The sequence below is a fragment of the Gordonia sp. LMA484 genome, assembly GCF_058129505.1.
Genome location: NZ_CM176700.1, coordinates 5,851,292 through 5,868,178 on the forward strand (window position 1 = coordinate 5,851,292; position 16,887 = coordinate 5,868,178).

Annotated in this window: 15 protein-coding genes; 12 read left to right on the plus strand and 3 right to left on the minus strand. The window is 65.8% G+C overall.

Going from position 1 to position 16,887, the window contains the following annotated elements; translation table 11 throughout:
• Window position 1: 1 nt before the first annotated feature.
• Complete coding sequence (locus tag AC4AMJ_RS25965) at window positions 2–3,238, plus strand: UvrD-helicase domain-containing protein (protein ID WP_489915701.1); 3,237 nt, start codon at window positions 2–4, stop codon at window positions 3,236–3,238.
• Window positions 3,235–4,152: an HNH endonuclease gene (locus AC4AMJ_RS25970; protein WP_489915703.1), complete on the plus strand. Its 918-nt coding sequence runs from the start codon at window positions 3,235–3,237 to the stop codon at window positions 4,150–4,152. Before AC4AMJ_RS25965 ends, AC4AMJ_RS25970 begins: the two co-directional genes overlap by 4 nt.
• A 74-nt stretch (window positions 4,153–4,226) precedes the next feature.
• Here the strand turns inward: AC4AMJ_RS25970 and AC4AMJ_RS25975 are convergent, their stop codons facing one another.
• Window positions 4,227–4,616 (minus strand): hypothetical protein, encoded by a 390-nt coding sequence (locus AC4AMJ_RS25975; protein ID WP_489915705.1) that lies wholly within the window; start codon window positions 4,614–4,616, stop codon window positions 4,227–4,229.
• A 187-nt stretch (window positions 4,617–4,803) separates the two neighbouring features.
• Window positions 4,804–5,376, minus strand: coding sequence for a hypothetical protein (locus AC4AMJ_RS25980; RefSeq protein ID WP_489915707.1), 573 nt, complete (start codon window positions 5,374–5,376; stop codon window positions 4,804–4,806).
• Between the two features lie 80 nt (window positions 5,377–5,456).
• On the opposite strand from AC4AMJ_RS25980, the gene AC4AMJ_RS25985 reads away from it, so the two are divergent.
• The 8 genes from AC4AMJ_RS25985 (at window position 5,457) to AC4AMJ_RS26020 (ending at window position 14,527) form a co-directional block, all read left to right on the plus strand.
• The gene (locus AC4AMJ_RS25985) at window positions 5,457–7,109 is read left to right on the plus strand and encodes a nuclease-related domain-containing DEAD/DEAH box helicase (protein ID WP_489915709.1); all 1,653 of its coding nucleotides are present in this window, start codon (window positions 5,457–5,459) and stop codon (window positions 7,107–7,109) included.
• A gap of 838 nt (window positions 7,110–7,947) precedes the next feature.
• Window positions 7,948–8,691 (plus strand): FadR/GntR family transcriptional regulator, encoded by a 744-nt coding sequence (locus AC4AMJ_RS25990; protein WP_489918515.1) that lies wholly within the window; start codon window positions 7,948–7,950, stop codon window positions 8,689–8,691.
• A 152-nt stretch (window positions 8,692–8,843) separates the two neighbouring features.
• A complete protein-coding gene (locus tag AC4AMJ_RS25995; RefSeq protein ID WP_489898295.1) occupies window positions 8,844–9,887 on the plus strand; it encodes an ABC transporter substrate-binding protein in 1,044 nt (347 codons plus the stop codon).
• On the plus strand, window positions 9,884–10,780 hold the full coding sequence (locus AC4AMJ_RS26000) for an ABC transporter permease (protein WP_489915711.1): 897 nt from the start codon (window positions 9,884–9,886) through the stop codon (window positions 10,778–10,780). The genes AC4AMJ_RS25995 and AC4AMJ_RS26000 overlap by 4 nt, the downstream gene beginning before the upstream one ends.
• A gap of 40 nt (window positions 10,781–10,820) precedes the next feature.
• The gene (locus AC4AMJ_RS26005; protein ID WP_489915713.1) at window positions 10,821–11,564 is read left to right on the plus strand and encodes an ABC transporter ATP-binding protein; all 744 of its coding nucleotides are present in this window, start codon (window positions 10,821–10,823) and stop codon (window positions 11,562–11,564) included.
• Window positions 11,561–12,901, plus strand: a complete 1,341-nt coding sequence (locus tag AC4AMJ_RS26010) for an amidase (protein ID WP_489915715.1) — start codon at window positions 11,561–11,563, stop codon at window positions 12,899–12,901. Before AC4AMJ_RS26005 ends, AC4AMJ_RS26010 begins: the two co-directional genes overlap by 4 nt.
• Window positions 12,898–13,587 carry an aspartate racemase/maleate isomerase family protein gene (locus tag AC4AMJ_RS26015; RefSeq protein WP_489915717.1) on the plus strand — a complete coding sequence of 230 codons (690 nt, stop codon included), beginning with the start codon at window positions 12,898–12,900 and terminating at the stop codon, window positions 13,585–13,587. The genes AC4AMJ_RS26010 and AC4AMJ_RS26015 overlap by 4 nt, the downstream gene beginning before the upstream one ends.
• Entirely contained in the window at window positions 13,580–14,527 is a 948-nt protein-coding gene (locus AC4AMJ_RS26020) for a polysaccharide deacetylase family protein (RefSeq protein ID WP_489915719.1), read from the plus strand. The genes AC4AMJ_RS26015 and AC4AMJ_RS26020 overlap by 8 nt, the downstream gene beginning before the upstream one ends.
• Window positions 14,528–14,588: 61 nt before the next feature.
• On the opposite strand, the gene AC4AMJ_RS26025 is transcribed toward AC4AMJ_RS26020, so the two are convergent.
• Window positions 14,589–15,086 carry a PH domain-containing protein gene (locus AC4AMJ_RS26025; RefSeq protein ID WP_489915721.1) on the minus strand — a complete coding sequence of 166 codons (498 nt, stop codon included), beginning with the start codon at window positions 15,084–15,086 and terminating at the stop codon, window positions 14,589–14,591.
• A 100-nt stretch (window positions 15,087–15,186) separates the two neighbouring features.
• On the opposite strand from AC4AMJ_RS26025, the gene AC4AMJ_RS26030 reads away from it, so the two are divergent.
• Together AC4AMJ_RS26030 and AC4AMJ_RS26035 are read left to right on the plus strand one after the other, a co-directional pair.
• Entirely contained in the window at window positions 15,187–15,528 is a 342-nt protein-coding gene (locus tag AC4AMJ_RS26030; protein ID WP_489915723.1) for a hypothetical protein, read from the plus strand.
• A 3-nt stretch (window positions 15,529–15,531) separates the two neighbouring features.
• Window positions 15,532–16,887 (plus strand): hypothetical protein, encoded by a 1,356-nt coding sequence (locus AC4AMJ_RS26035; RefSeq protein WP_489915725.1) that lies wholly within the window; start codon window positions 15,532–15,534, stop codon window positions 16,885–16,887.

The window sequence follows — 16,887 nt, forward strand, 5'->3', positions numbered from 1 at the left end:
CATGACCACCGAGCCCCTCGCCGACCAAGCAGCCCGCGACCGCATCACCACCGACACCGCCGCCACCCTGTTCGTCGAAGCCGGCGCCGGCAGCGGCAAAACCCACTCGCTGGTCGGCCGCATCTGCCGACTCGTGCTGCAGGACGGCATCGACCTCGACCAGGTCGCCGCCATCACCTTCACCGAGAAAGCGGCCGCCGAACTCCGCGAACGCGTCCGCGTCGAACTCGCCAAGAACGACACGGAACGTGCGCACGCCGCGCTCGAACAGATCGACACCGCCGCCATCGGCACCCTGCACGCCTTCGCCGCCCGAATCATCAGCGAACACCCCCTCGAAGCCGGGGTACCTCCGCGCATCGCTGTCGTCGACGCGATGGGCTCGCAGTTGTCGTTCGAACGACGGTGGCGCCGCATGCGCACCCGCCTCTTCACGGACGCCGCCCCACCCATGCTGGTGGACGCCATGGGCATCATCATGGCTGCCGGCGCCTCACTCGACCAGATGCGTGGACTCGCCGACGCGCTCGACCGCAACTGGGACCGCCTCACCCTCGACGACAACCCACACGGCATCGCCCCCGCCGACATCGATCGCATCCTTTGGGAAGCGGACACCATCACCGACAGGATCGACGACTGCAGCGACCCGGACGACAAGCTGGCCCAGCAGCTCGGGAAGATCCGCGAATGGCGCATTCTCGTTGCAGCAGAGCGGGATGCGACCGGCTGGATTCCCATGGCGGCGCTGTGCCCGGGACCCGGCAACGGTGGTGCTGGCAAGAACTGGCACGGCGGTGCGGCGCAGGTCAAGGAGATCAAAGGGTTCATCAAGGCGTTGCGCGACGAGATCTGCCCCGACGTCGTTGGCACCTACATCGACGGCGCTGTTCGTGTGGTGGTGCGGCATCTGTCCGAGATCGTCCTCGACGAAGCGTGCGAACGACAACGCAGCGGACAGCTCGAGTTCCACGACCTCCTCGTGCTCGCCCGCGACGTGCTCGGCAAACACGACGTCGCCGCAGCCGCGCACGACCGCTACCAGCGGGTGCTGCTTGACGAATTCCAAGACACCGACCCGCTGCAACTCGAGTTGGCGCAGCGCATCGTCGCCGGCCACGACGAAGCGGGTCGACTGTTTACCGTCGGTGATCCGAAGCAGTCCATCTACCGCTTCCGCCGTGCCGACATCGCTGCCTACTTGGCTGCTCGTGACCGCACCCCGGCCGCCGACGTCGTGCAACTGACCACCAACTATCGCTCCACTCGACCGGTCATCGACTGGATCAACACGGTCTTCGGGCGGCTCATCGTCGCGGATGACCACGTCCAGCCGTCCTACACGCCGCTGCATCCCGCGCCCGGCAGACCGAGGTGGGACCTCGATTGGGGTCCACACCCCTTCGTGTTTCCCGACAACGACGAACCCGTTGACGACGAGGACTCCCTCTCACCCGCCGAAGCTATCCGGGCACGCGAATCCCGTGATGTCGCGCGGATTATCGCCACCGCCGTCGAAAAGGGCTGGCACAGAGAGTCGCTCGACGACGACAGTACCTACCGGCACGACGCGCTGCGATGGAAAGACATCTGCATCCTCATCCCGTCGCGGACAGTGCTGCCGTTTCTTGAGAAGAGCCTCGACGCGGCGGGTATCGAGTTTCGTTCGGAAGCATCGAGTCTCGTGTACTCGACGCAAGAGGTGCACGACCTGCTGGTGACCTGTCGGGCGTTGGCGAACACCGCCGATGAAGCCGCGCTGGTCGCCGCCTTGCGTACCCCGCTGTTCGGCTGCGGTGACGATGATCTGCTGCGTTGGAAAGCTGCGGACGGGCGGTGGAGCATCTACGCGACGCCGCCTACGGATGAATTGGCTGACTCGCCGGTGGCGGCCGCGTACGCGTACCTGCGGGAGCTGTCGTTCGGGCTCGGCGATCTGAATCCGGGTGCGCTGCTCAGCCGGTTGGCGACCGACCGCCGGGTCTTTGAGGTGTCGATGGACTCGCCCCGTCATCGCGACGTGTGGCGGCGGCTTCGGTTCGTCATCGATCAAGCGCGTGCCTGGTACGCCGAAGACCGCGGATCGTTGCGCGATTACATCGACTGGGCCGACACCCAAGCCGACGAGAACGCGCGCGTTGCCGAAACTGTTCTCCCGGAGATCGGCGTGGATGCTGTGCGCATCATGACGATTCACGCTGCCAAGGGTTTGCAGTTCCCGATGGTGGTGGTTGCTGGGATGAGCGGTGGCTTCCGCACCCTGCCCGAACCGCTGCTGTGGGATGACGACGGCACGCTGCAGGCGTGCGCGTCGAAATCGGTGATGTCGAAGGGATACAAGGCGGCGGCTGCCGCGGAGAAGGATCACGCGGAGGCCGAGAAGAAGCGGCTGCTCTACGTGGCGTGTACCCGCGCGGAAAGTCATCTCGCGGTGTCCGGGTACGTGGGCAAAGGTGCGTCGTGGGGTGCGACGCTTGCGCCTGGGATCGACGGTCTGTCGAATTCGGTGCCGGCGCTCATCGAGCCTGTGCGGCGTGACGACGAGCCGATCGAGCAGTTCGAGCGTCAGTCGTGGGACGAGTGGTCGGCGGAGACGGCCGCGATCGAGGTGACTTCGGCGTTGCGGGCGTCCTACTCGGCGACTCGGATCGTGCATGGTGAGGACAGTGCAGAGGTTGCCCTGCTGGAGGGATATCGCGGCGCTGGTCTCCTGACTGTGCCTGCAGAAGAACGGGTTTCGGCAGGCACGGCGAGCACGGACAGCGGTACATCTCTGGGTTCGGCGCTGCACGCGGTGCTCGAGCTGATCGAGCTGGGTGCGCCGATCGACGACGCTTTCGAGACCACCGCTCGTCGTGCCGCGGTCGTGGCCGGCATCGTCGACGTTGAGCACTTTGTCGCGTTGGCACGATCCGCGCTGGAGTCCGAACCCGTCCAGCGAGCCGCCGTACGTGAGCATTGGAAAGAGATGCAGCTCGCTGGCCTGGGGCCCGACGGAGCAACGGTCGTCGAGGGCATCGCGGACCTGGTGTACCGGGACGACGATGGCGGGCTTGTGATCGCGGACTACAAGACCGATGTTGGCGTGAGTGCGCATACGCTCGAGGCGTATTGGGCGCAGTTGGCGATCTACGCGGATTTGCTGCGGAATGCGACGGGGGAGCGAGTGACTCGGTTGGAATTGGTGTTCTGTCGGGTGGGGCCGGCGGCGGTAGTGGCGAGGAGGTTGCACGGGTGACGGCGCAGGAGGAGTTCGATCGCGAACTGCGGTTGGAAGCGATGGGATGGCTCACGAGGCGTACGCAGGATGGGCTTGAAGCCATCCGATCCGATGAGCTTCTGGAGTTCTCCTTCAACGGCAGTCCCTTTCGACTCATGGACGCACAGCGTGGAATTCGAAAGCCGAGAGAGCTTGAAAGTGCGCTCTCGATCCGTACGGTCTACAGCCCGGACGAGGCGCGACGGCCGTACGCCGACGAGATCGCTGACGACGGCTCAATTACCTACAAGTGGCGGGGCGACGACCCGAGCCATCCGGAGAATCGCGGGCTTCGTCGGGCAATGGAACTCGGGCAGCCCTTGATCTGGTTCTTCGGAGTTGGGACTGCCCTCTACAAGCCGGTCTATCCCATCTACGTGGTCCGGGAGGAGCCGGAGCAACACCAGTTCATTCTCGCGCCGGACGATGTCGCGCAGATCCTGCGTGCGGGCGAGCCGGAGAGCGAGCAACTGCGGCGCTACGTGCAGGTCGAGTCGAAGCGGCGTCTTCACCAACCCGTCTTCCGGGCAACCGTTATGCGTGCCTACGAGACTCGTTGCGCTGTATGCGCACTCAAGCACGGTGAACTGCTGGACGCCGCGCACATCGTCCCGGATTCACACGAGTCGGGCATCGCGTCGGTTACCAATGGGCTGGCGCTGTGCAAGATTCACCATGCAGCGTTCGACAGGCACATTTTAGGCATTCGGCCCGACAAGTACGTTGTCGAGATACGTAAAGACCTACTTGACGAGATCGACGGGCCGATGCTCCAGTATGGGCTGAAGGAAAGACACGGCGAGCAACTGATGGTGGTGCCGAAGTCTCGGCGCGACCGACCCGATCGGCAACTACTCGAGATCAGTTACGAGCGATTCCGGGCTGCGAGTTAGGAGACTGCGCCGTCGCAGGGCCGCTGTTGAGCAGGTTCAACGTCGGGGTTGCTGCGGACTTCGCCAGGGCGGCCCTACGACTTCGGCCCCTGGTGCGTCACCGCAGGAGCCCCCATGCAGCCGGATTGGTAGTAGAAGTTCTGAATCGTCGCACTGTTGTAGCCCTGGTCAGATAGCGCATTGCTGATCAGGCGCGAGGCTGCGCAGTATCGACCAAGATGGGCGTTGAGCGACCTTGTGGCCTGCACGGCAGTCTTGTAGCCCGCGGCGTACTCGATGGCCTCATCGTGTGACAGACGGTTCATCGTCAAGTCACGGTATGCGTACTCGGCGACCTCGATATCGCTGCTTGCGTCAGTCACCGAACCGTTGAGCTCCAACGGCGACACGGCCTGTGCGATACCCGGTGTGCCAATCGATACTGCGCCAGCAAGAACAATTCCGGCGATCCAACGCTTCAACACAGGCTTTCTCCTGACCATCAAGCCGCACGAACGAGATGATCTTCGCATTGAGCACTGGCTTTGCGACAGCGCCGGCCCGTCATTCGAACAGCTGAATGTTGAGCCATCCCGTTGCTCCATGAAGCTATAGAGGCCGCTGAATGCGAATGCGGTCGATGCGCTGTCGGTGACGACAGCCCCTGCGCGATCAGTCCATGACGCCCGCATGCATGAACAGGGCTTTGTCGATGTCGCGGATCGACCAGGGCTGTGCCGTCTTCTCCGTCATCTCGGTTGCCAGTTCCGCGACGCTGGTCATGTAGGCGCGGTAGAAGCCGTTCGGGTGGTCGTGGCCGAGGGTTACGAGAGCAGAGGCTGCGCGCCGGTCGTACACCGCCATCCGGTCGGGCGCGCCTGCCGCAATGATCGTCGAGGCGATTGCTGCGCCGTTGCGGCACCCCGGAAGGTGCAAGAGCGCGGTGCGCGCCTGACCGGCCGCCTCACCGGTTGCCAAGGACGTATCGCGAGCGCGTGCAATTGCGTCACGAGTCAGTTGACGGACCTTGGCGTCGGGTGTCTGGTTGAGCTCAGTCGCCCAGCGGGTGCTGAGGTTGAGTCGCTTCCACAGCATCAGGGCACCGATGTCGGACTTGCCGAGTTCGCCGGACTGCTCGGCGCGCGCGATCACCTCGAGGAAGACTTCGTCGTACGGCGAGTCGGCATTCTCGTCAGGGTACTGGGATCGAGCTTCGGACAGCTCCGCGATCATCTGGTCGTCCATTTGCCGAACGTACGCGTCGCTACGTGTGGCTTCGTAGAGTTTGGGCGTTTGAGGTCGCACCGAGACGATACCGTCACCCCGTGCCCCACGAAGTCCCGTCGCAACCCCGATTCGCCTCCACCAGCGAGGAAGCCATCTGGAAGCTGCTCACCGAGCAGCTCCTCGATGATGATCTGATCATCCACGGCCAGCGCGTCACCGACCACGACAAGGACCACGAGATCGACATGGTGGTGGCCATCGACGGTGCCGGCATCATGTGCCTGGAGGTCAAGGGCGGCGAGGTGTGGCACGACGACGGATGCTGGTGGCAGTCGCGTGCCGGGCAGCCGCCGAAGCGGATCGACCCGGTCGAGCAGGCGCGAGGCGCGTGCTACGCGTTGCGGAACTATGTGGAGGACGATCCCGAGTGGACGCAGGGCCGTATCCGCTGGGACCACATGGTGGTGCTGCCGCACTCCGAGGTGCCCGCCGACTTCTCACTGCCGGACTGCCCACGGTGGAAGATCATCGACCGCACCCAGCTCGATCAGCTCATGCCGCTGGTCCGCAACGTGCTGCTCAAGAAAGGCGGCGACCTGCCGACCATCGACACGACCGGTATGACCCAACTCCGCAGAACGCTGAGTGGTCGGGGGCTCCCCCAACGCGACGTCGTGGCCCGGGCACTCGAAAACGAAGACCACGCAGACGCATTGACCTCGCACCAGGCCGTCATCCTCGGCGCGATCGAGAAGCTTTCGCGGGTGGAGATCCGCGGCGGCGCGGGCAGTGGTAAGACGTTCCTGGCGCTCGAACAGGCCCGGCGGCTGTCGCGCGCTGGGCAGCGGGTCGCGCTGGTCTGCTACTCCCACGGCCTCGCCTCCTACCTCGAACGCATCACCGCCACATGGAAGCGGCGGGATCGGCCGGCCTATGTCGGCGAGTTCCATGCTCTGGGTATCCAATGGGGTGCCGCGGAGGGACCCGACGAACAGGAACGCACCCAGGAGACTGCCGAGTTCTGGGAGAAGACCCTGCCGCACCAGATGCTTGAACTCGCCGAACAGCTCGACCCGGGTCGTCGCTTCGATGCGATCGTTGTCGACGAGGCCCAGGACTTCGCCGATGAATGGTGGAAGCCGATGCTGGCGTGCCTGCGCGACCCGGACACCGGCGGCATCTACGTCTTCAGCGACCAGGCGCAACGAGTCTTCGACCGGCAGGGCTCGCCACCGGTCCCGTTGGTACCGCTGGTGCTCGACCACAACCTGCGCAACACCCGTCAGATCGCCACGGCCTTCAGCCCGCTCGCCGATCACCGCATGCAACTGCGTGGCGGAGAAGGACCCGATGTCCGGTTCGTCGCATGTCACTCGGACGAGGCCATGGACGCTGCCGACGATCAGATCGACCTACTCCTCGACGAGGGCTGGCGACCCGAAGACATCGCGCTATTGACCACCGGCAGCCGTCATCCCGAGCAGAAGGAACGGCAGGACGCCGGCAGCATCTCGTACTGGAACACCTTCTGGGACGACGAGCAGGTGTTCTACGGACACGTTCTCGGTTTCAAGGGTTTGGAGCGGCGGGTCATCGTGCTGGCCCTGAACGAGTCGAAACCTCGTGACCGGTCGAGAGAGCGCTTGTACGTTGGGCTTTCGCGGGCGCGGGATCAGCTTGTGGTGTGCGGGGATCCTGAGTTCGTGCGGGAGGTCGGGGGAGAGGATGTGGCGCGGCGGTTGGGGGTGTGAGGGGGAGGCGGCAATCGCGCCCGGCGTGTCCAACAGGGTGACTGCGCTCTAGCCGGTGTAGTTGCCGTGCTGCGCCCGCAGACGTGCACATGCGTGTGATCCGACACAACGTTGAGCGCGGAGACACCTTCGCGGATGTTGTCGATGACGATGCCCCGTCGGCTGTCCTATTGGCCGGGATACCGGGTGCCGAAGATGCTCCGATGCCGTTGGACTGGTTGTCCTGACCCCAGGAGCCTGGCCGCAAATGGTGACGTCTCCTGTGGCCGCGAGCACGCGAACCCGCGGTCGTACCGAAGGGCCAGTGCAGAACTCGCGTTGCATCCGGTCGCCCCACCACTTTGGCGAGGAGAACTGGCGTTGATCCTCAGGTAGTGAGGGATGAGGACGCAGACGATCGATAGGAGGCCCCACCCGGCGCCCTGCTATCCGTCCGCGATGGCGGCGACGGTGTCCTTGTCGTTGACGATCCGGACCGCGGCGGCCAACGAGTCGTGCAACTGCTACTTGGCATGTCCGCGGGGAAGGCTGTCTGGGTGATCGCTGCAGCGGCCGCCTGCAGCGCAGCGACGGTGTGAACCCGTTGGGAGTGAACGGCTTCAGATCAGCCGACACGGCCTGGTGCGGTCAGGTCGACCCCTGATTGCCACGCTCGGTGGGGGACCAGGTCCAGGCCGCGGTGGCGCCGAATTCGTGCTGGAAGTCGAGAAGCGGATACGACATGGCTGGAGGGTTGTGAGGGAACGATCGACCGCTCGCGACCACCGACCGGTGCCGTGGTCATGTTGCCACCCCAGCACCCACTGGTCAGACCAACTACCCTCATCCCGTGCCCGAGATGCCCCAGGTGCCCGGCGGCGGCCGCAAGTACATGCAGGTCGTCAACCAGGTGCTCACTGCGATCAGTGCCGGCCGGCTCACCCCGGGGGACCGGTTGCCCAATGAGCGTGACCTCGCGGCCGAATGCGGTACGTCGCGTCCCACGGTCCGCGACGGCCTACTCGCGCTGGAACTCTTCGGAATCGTGGAGATCCGTCGCGGCTCCGGCTGCTACGTCACCGAGCGCGGCCATCACATGCAGAACCCGGCACTCGGACTGCTTGACGCCACGCCGCAGGAGCTGCTGGAGGCACGGCTGCAGCTGGAACCGACGATGGCGCGGATGTGCGCCGGACGGCTGGATCTCGATCAGATCCGCAGGATGAATGCCCTGATCGACGCCTCCGATGCCGGTGACGCCACCTCTACGCATGAGCGGGGATTCGGCAACTACTTCCAGCTCAGCCAGGCCTTTCACTCCGAACTGGCCGGCTACTGCGGCAACTCGGTGATCGCCGGGATGACCCGCCAACTCGTCGACGTCGCCTCCCACCCGATGTGGACGTTGCTCAACGGATCGAGCACCGCCACCAACCAGCCCGACGTGCAGGCCGACGAACACCGCCTGATCCTCGATGCCATCGCGCTCGGCGACGAGGACCGTGCCGCTGAGGCGATGGAAGACCACCTGTGCCGCATCGGCGGTGACCTCTTCGGTGGCGACGGACCACGTATCGGGCGGGCACGCCGGCGACGTGGGTAGCCATCCGCTAAACGCCGCAGGCAAAATTGGTAAGACCACTTGCGTAATCAAGCTTGATTTTCGCGTTACGGACGGGCAAACGCGCCTCCCTACCGTCGTAGACGTCGGCTCACGCCGGATCACGTCATCACCCGAGATGGAGGAGCGCACCCATGCGCCGAGCACGAATTACCCGACGACTCACCACCACCCTGGCCGCGACCGCCATCGCCGCATCCACCGCGTTCGTCGCCGCCTGCGGCAGCGATGCACCCACCGACGAGATCGTGGTGGCCTCACCCCAGTGCGCCCACTGCCTGTCCATGTCACTGCTGCCGGACAAGATGCCGGGCGAGAACGTCACCTACCAGAACTTCACCAAACTGTCCGACCTGAGCACCGGTCTGGCGTCCGGCAAGATCAACGTCGGCCAGATCGACTACACCGCACTGGTCAGCCTCATCTCCAAGGGCCTGCCGATCGTCGCGATCAGCGGACAGGTCAACGGTGGCTCCGACTTCGTCGTCAGCCCTGAACTGGGTCTCAAAGAGGGCGACTGGGCCGGATTCACCGACGCGGTCAAGAAGGCCAAAACCGATGGGCACCCGCTGAAGATCGCCTCGCAGTTCGGCACCGTGCAGGACATCGAACTGCGGCTCGAACTGCCGACGAAGGGCATCGACGCCAACAACGACGTCGAGATGACCAACGTGCCCTACGAGGGCATGGGCCAGGCGCTGGCCAATCACTCGGTCGACGCCGCCATCCCCGCCCAGCCGTTCGCCGCCGAGATCCTCGACCAGAAGTTCGGTCAGCACTTCGACTACCCCTACGACCAGGCCGCCGGTGACCTCACCAACGTCGTGGTGGTCAGCCAGGACTACCTCGACCAGCAGCCCGACCAGGTCAAGGCCGTCGCAAAAGGTATGCGCGATCTGGTGCCCTACCTGAAGACCCCAGAGGGACAGCAGGACTGGGTAAACGCCATCAAGAAGTACACCAACGTCCCGGAAGCGGCGATCAACCAGGCCATGCCGCAACTGTCACCGAGCATCGAGATGCCGTTCACCCAGATCAAGGCGATCGCCGACGCCATGTACGCCCAGAAACTGATCCCCGCGCCGCTGACCGACCAGCAGATCCGCGACCACGTCAACTACTCCATGCTGGCCGGCGCCACCGGGCAACCCGCGCAGGCCCTGGGTGACGCACAATGAGCGAGGCGATGCTGCTGACCGAGTCGCAGCCACAGACCGGCGTTGAACCGATCCCCACACCGACACCGCGCAACGTCCGGCGCAGCACCGGCTCCACCTCAACCATGGTGCGCCGCATCGTGGTCGGCGCGATCGTCCCGATCCTCATCCTGGCCGGATGGGAGCTGGTGGTGCGCGCCGAGATCTTCCCGAAGGCGCTGATCCCGTCACCGTCGATGGTGTTGGCCACGCTCAACGACTGGGCGACCAGCTCGCAGGGTGGCATGTTCTACAGCGGCAAGCTGTGGGTCGACATCGCCGCCACCCTCGAACGCGTCGCGATCGGCTACCTGTCGGCCGCCGTCGTCGGCGTCCTGCTCGGTCTGCTGATCGGCGTATCCCGCTGGGCCGATGAACTTCTCACACCCACCATGCGCATCCTCGGGCCGGTGCCGCCGACCACGTGGATTCCGGTGTGCATCGTCATCCTGGGCATCGGGTCGGTCACCAACTACTTCCTCGTGTTCCTCGGCGCGGTGTTCCCGATCGCCGCGTCGAGCACGGTGGCGGTATCCGGGGTGTCCCGGGATCTGGTGCGGGCCGCCCGCATGATGGGCCGCAGCCGATGGGGCACCACCTTCGCGGTGGTGCTGCCCGCGGCGCTGCCCGGCATCGTCGGCGGCCTGCGCATCGGCCTCGGCCTGGCCTGGATGATGGCCGTCACCTCCGAGATGCTCGCCGTGCACTCCGGCCTCGGCTACACCATCTGGAACTGCTACAACTACCTCGACTACCCCGGTGTGTTCGCCGCCATGATCGTCCTCGGAATCTGCGGTCTGGCAACCGATATGGCGCTGCGCGCGATCACCAACTCGGCGCTGCGCTGGCACACCGCGACTGGAGTACGCGCATGACCCCCCGACCACCACGTCCGCGTCGGTCACCCTGCACGGCGTGACCAAGGAATACTGGCAGAAGGGACGGTGCACCACCGCGCTGGCCGACTGCACCCTCGACATCAAACCGGGCGAGTTCTTCTCGCTGCTCGGGCCGAGCGGCACCGGCAAGACCACCCTGCTCAACCTGCTGGCCGGCTTCGAACGCCCCGACTCGGGCAGCGTGCGGGTCGGCGATCACGAGGTCCGCGGACCCGGACCGGACCGCGCCGTGGTGTTCCAGGCGCCGACGCTGTACCCGTGGCTGACCGCCGCCGGCAATGTTGCCGAAGGGCTGCGGCACCTGAAGCTGTCCCGATCGGAACGCAAGGCGCGAGCGGTACAACAGCTTTCCGAGGTCGGCCTGGAACACGCTGCCGGGCGATATCCACACCAGATGTCCGGCGGCATGGCGCAACGCGTCGGTATCGCACGCGCGTTGGCGATGCAGCCCGACGTCCTCGTGATGGACGAACCGTTCGCCGCGCTCGACGCCTACGTGCGTCGCGAGATGCAAGAGCTCGCCGTGCGGCTGCAGCAGGAACGACAGGTCACCACCCTGTTCGTCACCCACTCGATCGAGGAAGCACTCGTCCTCAGCGACCGCATCGCCACCATGGCCGACGGCCAGGTCACCGAGATCTTCGAGGTCGACTCACCGCACCCGCGTGACGCCACCACGCCCGAGTTCAACAGCCTGCGGCGGGCCATCGCCGATCGCATCGAAGCCGGTGTTCGCGCAGAACGTGAGCGGGTGCAGTGACGACGACCCAGACCGTCGCCCACGCACTCTCGAGCTGGGAGGAATACTCGTGGACGAACGCCTTCGTCCACGTCGACCCAGACGCTGTGCGCGACGAAGCCACCGTGGCCGACGGCGGTGCGTTGCACGGTGACCTGTTCAGCGTGAAGGATCTGTTCGCCGTCGCCGGGGTACCGTCGCGGGCGGGCAGCCTCGTCCTCGACGACTTCCGGCCCGACGCCGATGCCACCGCGGTGAGCCGCGTCCGGCGGGCCGGCGCGGTGTTCTTCGGGAAGACGAATTGCGCCGAATTCGGTTTCGGCATCGACACCGACACCCGCCTCGGCGGCCGTGTCCTGCACCCAGACAACCCCGATCTGTCGCCTGGCGGGTCGAGCGGCGGCGACGCTGTCGCGGTGGCCACCGGCATCGTGGACTTCGCGATCGCCGGCGACTACGGCGGCTCCATCCGCTGGCCCGCCCAGTCCGTGGGCATCTACGGGTTGCGGCCCGGACCCGACGTGCTGCCGCGGGACGGCCGCATCGGTGGCCTCGGGGCGACCCGCGACAACCCCGTCGGCTTCGGCCGCGCACCCTGGCAGCTGGCGGGACACCTCGAGGTGCCCGGCGTGATGGCCCGCACCCCGGGCAAGATCGCCGACGTGCTGCGCGCATCCTCCGATCTCGCCACCACCGGCGCCGTACGTGGCCGCGTCCTGATCACCGCCGCAACGGAGATCGCACCCGTCGGCGACGACGTGCGGGCGACTCTCGACGCCGTCGCCGATCAGGCGCGGGCGCGGGGCTTCCAGGTCGACGAGGTCGACGGCCTGTTCCGCGACGCGTGGCAGACCTACGCCTTGCTGCGGCAGCGCTTGGACGATCATGCCGCCGTCCGTGCACTCGCCGGCGGCCGCGAAGACCTGCTGTGCAGCGACACCCGCGCCGTCATCGAGGGGGCGCCGCGAGACATCGTGGTGGACAGCACTGTTCGCGACGCCTGGGCGACCGCCGCGCGGATCGCGCGGCGGCTGCGTCAGCGCCTCACCGGCTACGACGCGGTGATTCTGCCGTGCGCCCCGACGGGAGCTGTCGGCTTCGCCGAACGCATCCGGGTCGGCGCCACCGAGATGAGTGGCCACCAGCTGATGGCACACCTGCGTGCGGTGTCGTTGACCGCGCTACCCGCGTTGTCGATGCCGGCCGGACGCGGCGCAGACGGCCGGCCCATCTCCGTGCAACTGGTCGGCGGTGTCGGTACCGAACTGACGCTGTGTGCATTGGCCGAGCGGTTGGCGCCCGAACATCCGGCACCGCGGTCCTTGGCCGTCGCCCACGGAAGGGAGTGTCGCGCGTGAGCACCCCACGAATCGGGTTCGTCGTCCCATCGTCGAATCCCACCATGGAACGGCTCCTCAACTCCACCGGACTGCTGTCGGCACTGGGGATCTCGGCGGTGTGCACCCGGGTGCGCGTGCGGTCGGTGGGGGACGGCGCGGCACAGCAATTCGATCCAAACGTCATGGCCGATGCCGCCGACCTGCTCGCCGACTGCGAATGCGACGCCATCATGTGGGCGGGCACCACCGGATTCTGGCTCAGCGAACAGGCCGACGACGACATCGCCGCAGCTATGGCCGCACGCACCGGCGTCACGACGTCGACCACCCACCGCGCGCAGCTGGCCGCGCTCGCCGACGTGGGTGCACAGCGCATCGGTCTCTACACTCCGAACGCGGATGCGGTGCATCGCCGCGTCGTCGACCAGCTGACCGCCAAAGGCTATGTGGTGGAGGTCGACAAAGCCGGCGGCATCACCCGCAACATCGAGTTCGCGAAGATCCCGCAAGCCGACCTCGACGCGACGGTCAGCGCGCTGGCCGGCCCCGAAGGTCGACCAGTCGCGGTGATCTCCACCAACGTGTCGACCACCGTCGACCACGCGGTCGACTCGGCCATCGCGAGCGTATGGTGGGCCGCGCGACTCACCGGCGCCGCCGAGTGGACCTACCGGCAGGCGCACGAGGCGGCGCGCCATGGCTGAGCCCTACCCCCGGAACCTGCGTGGCTATGCCGACCGACGACCCACCTGGCGATGGCCCGACGGCAAGTCCGTTGCGGTCAGTGTGGTGCTCAACTGGGAGGAAGGCGCCGAGCACAACATCCTGCACGGCGATGAGGTCTCCGAGAACGCGGGATGCGATGTGGCTGACGGCTACCCGCGGGTCGGCGCACGGGATCTGCGTACCGAGTCGATGTACAACTTCGGCACCCGCGTGGGTGCGTGGCGCCTGCTGGACCTGCTCGACGAGCGTGGAGTCCCCGCGTCCGTGTTCGCCTGCGGTATGGCAGTCGAACGCTCCCCGGAGCTCGCTGCCGAGATGGCATTACGGGGCCACGAATTGTGCGGGCACGGCTATCGCTGGATCGACTACCACGACATCGACGAAGCCACCGAACGCGACCACATCGCCCGCACTGTCACCGCCATCACCGACGCCACCGGTCAGCGACCGATCGGCTGGTACACCGGACGCACCAGCCCCAACACCCGACGCCTCATCGTCGAGGAGGGCGGCTTCCTCTACGACAGCGACGCCTACGACGACGAATTGCCTTACCACGAGCATGCTTTCGGACGTCCACACCTGGTGCTGCCGTACGCCTTCGATACCAATGACATGCGTTTCGCCACCACCCCCGGGCTGTCGACCGGACGACAGTTCGGCGACGAACTCATCGACACACTCGACGAGTTACTCGCCGACCCGTCCGACACACCCCGCATGATGAGCGTCGGCCTGCACCTGCGGCTGGCCGGTCGCCCGGCCCGGGCGCGGGCACTCCGACGATTCCTCGACCACGCAGCCGCACAGCCACAGGTGTGGTTTGCCCGACGCGTCGATATCGCCCGGTGGTGGCTGGATCAGGAGTGTGCAGACGAAGTCGCCGTGAATCGGATTGCCGCGGAGGTATCTCGATGACGAGAGCGACCGTAACCGGGACGCAATCGTGCCTACCTGCCGTCCACAATCAGGATCGAACTCAGAGCCCGAGCAACTTCCGCTTGGCAGCCGCGAACTCTTCGTCGTCGAGCACGCCTTGCTCTTTGAATGCGACCAGCCGTGCGAGCTCCACATTGAGGTCGACAGCCGATGCCGGCGTCGCGGGCTGCGGCGCTGTTACCGCAGATGCGGCCGGAACACCGGTGTAGTTGACGTGCTGTGTCTGCATCTGGGTCCGCAGACGTCCGCGTGCTTGATGTGCGACGTGGTTGAGCGCGGCGACACCTTCGCGGAAATTGTCGATGTCGACGAGCTCCACACGTTCACGCATACCGCTTCCGCTGCGCACTGTGAACAAGACGATGGTGCCGACACCACGAGCCTTCTGGGTCATGGTCTGCGAGGCGTCGACGTCGTGGATCTCATGTGTGAGGATCTGTTGCGCCTTCGTCGAGAGGGTGCCCTTCTCGAAGAACAAGTGATGCCGCCATGACCACGACGGTCCGCCGAGAACGCTCGTCGAACGGCGCGAAGACACCGATCACGCTAATTTGCGTGGAACCGATCGGCGCCGCGGTGCGTCCAAGTCCACATCACGATGCTGCAGCGTCCGATCACATGACGACAGAGGGGGCCTCATGGGGAATGGTCGAGTCGAAGCGGATCTCGATGATCTGGTGGTGACGGCGGTGAGATTTCTCGGGGTAGCCGAGGAGGCAGGTCGTGCATTCGAGACACACCACAGCGCGCTGTCGGAGGCAGCGTCAGGGCTGTTCAGCGCCAGTGGCCGAGCCCTGACGCAAAAGGCGGACGGCTGGCGCCAGCGGGGAACAAACCTCGCGGCGATGGTCGGCGACCACGGTACGAACCTGCAGCGGACCGCCTGGCGGTACGGCTCGACCGATGCCGCCAATGCGATCGGTTTGCGACCTCAGCACGCCGGAGGGGACATGAGTGGTCGTCCCGAACTGCGGTTGTGACCGATGGTGACGTTCGGCGAAGTTCTCGCGTTCGACCCCGAACAGATCGCGGAGGTGTTCACGATCTGTTCGGCACAGCAGACGACATGTTCGACCCTGGGTGCGACCCTGAAGGAGCTCGACACCTTGCACACCTGGGACGGGGACGCGGCCGTCGCCGCGCGTGACTCGGCCCGCCGAGGTCGCGTCGATATCGACGCCCATGGCAACGAGACCTGGCAGGTCGCCGCTGCGGCCAGGGACTGTTATGTGGAGGGACTGGGACTGTCGCGCGAAGCCAAGGCGGTGCAAACTGACGCCACCGCCGCAGGCCTGGTCATCGATCCACAGACCAACCAGGTCAGCGACCCGCATCCCCCCGACCTGTCCCACGCCTCGGCCTCCGACAGGCAGGCCTATCAGCAGAAGGTCGACGATATGCAGGCCCGCGTCAACCGCGTGATCGTGCACGCCGAGACTTTCGACGACGACCTCGCCGCCGCGATCAACACTGCGAACGGGTCGCTACCGATGACACCACCTGGTGATGATCCCGAGACGAACCAAGCGGCCCGCAAGGCCAATCAGGTTGCTGCCTTTCGGGCGCTCTACGGTCGAGACCCGGCGAGCGACAACGACTGGAGACTGGCTGCGATGGTCGACCCGCACAGCTACGACCCGAAGAACAAGGGCGTGTCACCCACGATCAGCGTCCTGAGGATCAAACCGGTTCCTGGACAGGGCATCGTGAGTACCGGACTGTTCATTCCAGGTGAAAAGGTCGTCGGCGGCGTCGATCCAACCGACCCGGGTTTCGTACGGCATCTCGGGGACAACCGAGGATTCGACGAGAACTTCTCACCGGAAGACACCCGCGTCGCCTATGTCGTCGACTACGAGAACGGGTTGGTGATTGCGCGACAGAACCCGTCGGTCAACTCCAACACCGGCGAGGTCAGGGTGGGCACACCCGAGGTCTCGGCGAAACAGCTGTCCGACGGCACTGTCGCGATCGACTACAAGGCCGCCGACCCGTTCGCTCCACCCGGATCGGCGAGCGCGGGCTGGTCGGTGAACGGACAGACGATCGTCACCCCCGGCGACGACGGCGCACGAATCTCGGGCGATGTCACCGACTTCCCGTCGATGGAGACCTACCAATACCTCCCCGACGGCGAGACGAACACCTTGCACCGCGATGACCTGGGGGACCACACCGAGTGGGGGCCGCTCGGAAACCTGCCGCTGCACCACGAGTTCGGAAAGTGGATCGACGACGTGGACCGATTCCCACAAGGTGTGACTCTCGCCCCGGGCAGTCAGATCCCACGCCCGAACGGCGACATCTCCGGCACGTACCCACTAGTGGTGTGTATCTGA

What these genes read in the sequence shown, in the direction of transcription:
- AC4AMJ_RS25980 (WP_489915707.1), bottom strand. Translation starts at nt 5,376, where the DNA reads ATGGACGACCAGATGATCGCGGAGCTGTCCGAAGCTCGATCCCAGTAC.
- AC4AMJ_RS26035 (WP_489915725.1), top strand. Translation starts at nt 15,532, where the DNA reads ATGGTGACGTTCGGCGAAGTTCTCGCGTTCGACCCCGAACAGATCGCG.
- AC4AMJ_RS26000 (WP_489915711.1), top strand. Translation starts at nt 9,884, where the DNA reads ATGAGCGAGGCGATGCTGCTGACCGAGTCGCAGCCACAGACCGGCGTT.
- AC4AMJ_RS26030 (WP_489915723.1), top strand. Translation starts at nt 15,187, where the DNA reads ATGGGGAATGGTCGAGTCGAAGCGGATCTCGATGATCTGGTGGTGACG.
- AC4AMJ_RS25965 (WP_489915701.1), top strand. Translation starts at nt 2, where the DNA reads ATGACCACCGAGCCCCTCGCCGACCAAGCAGCCCGCGACCGCATCACC.
- AC4AMJ_RS25990 (WP_489918515.1), top strand. Translation starts at nt 7,948, where the DNA reads ATGCCCCAGGTGCCCGGCGGCGGCCGCAAGTACATGCAGGTCGTCAAC.
- AC4AMJ_RS25995 (WP_489898295.1), top strand. Translation starts at nt 8,844, where the DNA reads ATGCGCCGAGCACGAATTACCCGACGACTCACCACCACCCTGGCCGCG.
- AC4AMJ_RS26020 (WP_489915719.1), top strand. Translation starts at nt 13,580, where the DNA reads ATGGCTGAGCCCTACCCCCGGAACCTGCGTGGCTATGCCGACCGACGA.